Annotated in this window: 2 protein-coding genes and 2 pseudogenes; all 4 read left to right on the top strand. The window is 75.5% G+C overall.

Features of this window, described 5'->3' with window-relative positions; genetic code table 11:
* Positions 1-1,422: pseudogene (locus tag ABTY40_RS30785) on the top strand (histidine kinase); the annotation flags it as partial.
* 9 nt (positions 1,423-1,431) lie between these two features.
* Positions 1,432-1,845 (top strand): roadblock/LC7 domain-containing protein, encoded by a 414-nt coding sequence (locus ABTY40_RS30780; protein ID WP_030496942.1) that lies wholly within the window; start codon positions 1,432-1,434, stop codon positions 1,843-1,845.
* 192 nt (positions 1,846-2,037) lie between these two features.
* Entirely contained in the window at positions 2,038-2,448 is a 411-nt protein-coding gene (locus tag ABTY40_RS30775) for a DUF742 domain-containing protein (RefSeq protein ID WP_352062511.1), read from the top strand.
* Positions 2,429-2,574 (top strand): annotated as a pseudogene (locus tag ABTY40_RS30770) (ATP-binding protein); the annotation flags it as partial. The gene ABTY40_RS30775 and the pseudogene ABTY40_RS30770, both read left to right, overlap by 20 nt.

Genomic DNA, 2,574 nt, shown 5'->3' with positions numbered 1-2,574 from the left:
GTCGAAGGCCTCTTCGAAGTGGTCCGGGCGGCCGCGCTGCCCGGGCGCGACGGCGGCCCGCTCGCCGGCGGCCCCCAGGCGCCCGGCCGGCAGCAGCCGCAGAACGCCCAGGCGGACCGTCCCGGTCAGGCCACCCAGGCGCCTCAGGCCCCGCAGACCCCCCAGGGCCAGGAGCCGCGGCGTCCGGGCCCGGGCACCGGCGGCCTCATCGGCGGCGCGGCCAGCGCCATCCCCTCGCGTACGGACGTGTGGGGCGGCGTCCCGCCGCAGACCCCGCAGGCCCCCCAGGCCCCGCAGCCCCAGGCTTCGGCCCCCCAGCAGCAGGCCCCGCAGGCTCCGCGGCCCGCCGCGCAGGACGGCCGTCAGGGCTTCCCGCGGGCCGAGCTGCCCGGCGGCGACCCGCAGCAGCAGCGCCCGCAGGCCGCGAGCTGGGGCAGCGACCCGGCGCAGCAGCCGGTGCGGCGCCCGCAGCAGAACATGTCCCCGCTGGACGCCCCGCGCGGCCACGAGGACCCGGAGGCCACGGGCCGCTTCCCGACCCCGGCGGCTCCGCAGGGCCCCGGCTCCACCGGCCAGTTCCCGCGCCCCGACTTCGGCGCCCCGCAGGCCCCGCAGGCCGGGCAGCAGCAGGACCCGCAGGGCTACCAGGCGGGCGGGCAGGACCCGGCGTCGACGGCGCAGTTCCCGCGCCCCGACTTCGGTGCCCCGCAGCAGCCGGCCGAGCCCCGCGGCTACCAGGGCGGGCAGGGTTACGCACCGCAGGCACCGCAGGCTCCGGCTCCGCGCCGGCGAGCGGCCGGAGGCGACTTCGGTGCGCCGCAGGACGCCCGGGACCCGCAGCAGCCCCAGCAGCCCCAGCAGGCTCAGCTCCAGCAGCCCCGCCGGCCCGAGGCGCTGCCTCCGGCGCCCGGCGCGGGCGACGGCCGTACCCCGCTGTACGACACGCTGGAGACCAACTGGTACCAGGACCAGGCGCAGCAGCAGGCGCCCGGGCGGACCGACGGCCGGGGCGCCGACCTCGACCGCACCATGCAGAACCCGGTCGTACCGCAGTCGTCCGCTCCGGCGGCGCCGCGGCAGACCGGTGGTCCGGGCGCCGGTGACGGCGGCCGGCAGAACGGCGGGGCCGCCTGGCGGTCCTCGCCCAACGACGAGTTGGTGCGCCAGGCCGAGCGGGTGCGCAAGCCCGCGGCCGGCGGCGTCACCACCTCCGGCCTTCCGCGCCGTGTGCCGAAGGCCAACCTCGTACCCGGGACCGCACAGGAGCAGGCCCACACGGCCGGCCCCCAGGTCTCGCGTGCACCCGACGACGTCCGCGGCAGGCTCACCAATCTGCGCCGCGGCATCCAGCAGGGCCGACAGGCGGGCAACTCGACCACGGGTAGCTTCCCCCTCGGCCCGAACCACCAGCAGGAGCGTTAGTTGAGCGCGATGAGCCAGGCGGCGCAGAATCTGAACTGGTTGATCACCAACTTCGTGGACAACACCCCAGGGGTGTCCCACACAGTGGTGGTCTCCGCCGACGGACTTCTGCTGGCGATGTCCGAAGGATTCCCCCGCGACCGTGCCGACCAGCTGGCGGCGGTCGCCTCCGGACTGACCTCGCTGACCGCGGGGGCGTCCCGGATCTTCGAGGGCGGTCCTGTCGCACAGACCGTGGTGGAGATGGAGCGCGGCTTCCTCTTCCTGATGTCCGTCTCCGACGGCTCCTCGCTGGCCGTGCTCGCCCACCCCGAGTGCGACATCGGCCTCGTGGGCTACGAGATGGCGCTGCTGGTCGACCGGGCCGGCAGCGTGCTCACCCCGGATCTCCGCGCGGAGCTCCAGGGCAGCCTCCTGCACTGACGGGGCGTCCCCCCGGATCCGGGGGGACTACCCGCGCGGCCCCCACCCGCGCAACCGCACCGAACCGCTCGACGACAGGGTGGTACGCCCCTCCGTACCTCCCTCGGCACCGTTCACCGTCCGGCCGCCCCACCCGGCCCCCCACCGGCCCCATCAGACGGCAGCAGTCACGCCGTCACGCCCGGAGGATCCATGACCCCGCCCCCCGTCTCTCACGATCCGTACGGCGGTTCGTCCCTGGACGATCCGTACGGCCATGAGGGCGACCAGCCGCTGGTACGTCCGTACGCGATGACCGGCGGCCGGACCCGGCCGCGTTACCAGCTCGCCATCGAGGCGCTGGTGTCGACCACGGCCGACCCCGCGCACCTCGCCACGCTGCTCCCCGAGCACCAGCGGATCTGCCACCTGTGCCGGGAGGTCAAGTCGGTGGCGGAGGTGTCGGCCCTGCTGTCGATGCCGCTCGGTGTGGCCCGGATCCTCGTCGCCGACCTGGCGGAGGCGGGCATGGTGGCGATCCACCAGCCGGGCAACGGAGAGGCCGGCGGAACGCCGGACGTGACACTGCTCGAAAGGGTGCTCAGTGGACTTCGCAAGATCTAGCGGCGACGCCTCCGGCCCGCAGACCCGGTCGACCACCAGCGCGAAGATCGTGGTGGCGGGTGGCTTCGGCGTGGGCAAGACCACGTTCGTCGGCGCCGTCTCGGAGATCAACCCGCTGCGTACCGA

It is taken from the genome of Streptomyces sp. NPDC126503 (genome assembly GCF_040302405.1).
Classification (GTDB): domain Bacteria; phylum Actinomycetota; class Actinomycetes; order Streptomycetales; family Streptomycetaceae; genus Streptomyces; species Streptomyces gulbargensis.
The sequence above is the reverse complement of the archived record's forward strand: the minus strand, read 5'-3'. Positions and strand labels throughout refer to the sequence as shown.

What these genes read in the sequence shown, in the direction of transcription:
- ABTY40_RS30780 (WP_030496942.1), top strand. Translation starts at nt 1,432, where the DNA reads ATGAGCCAGGCGGCGCAGAATCTGAACTGGTTGATCACCAACTTCGTG.
- ABTY40_RS30775 (WP_352062511.1), top strand. Translation starts at nt 2,038, where the DNA reads ATGACCCCGCCCCCCGTCTCTCACGATCCGTACGGCGGTTCGTCCCTG.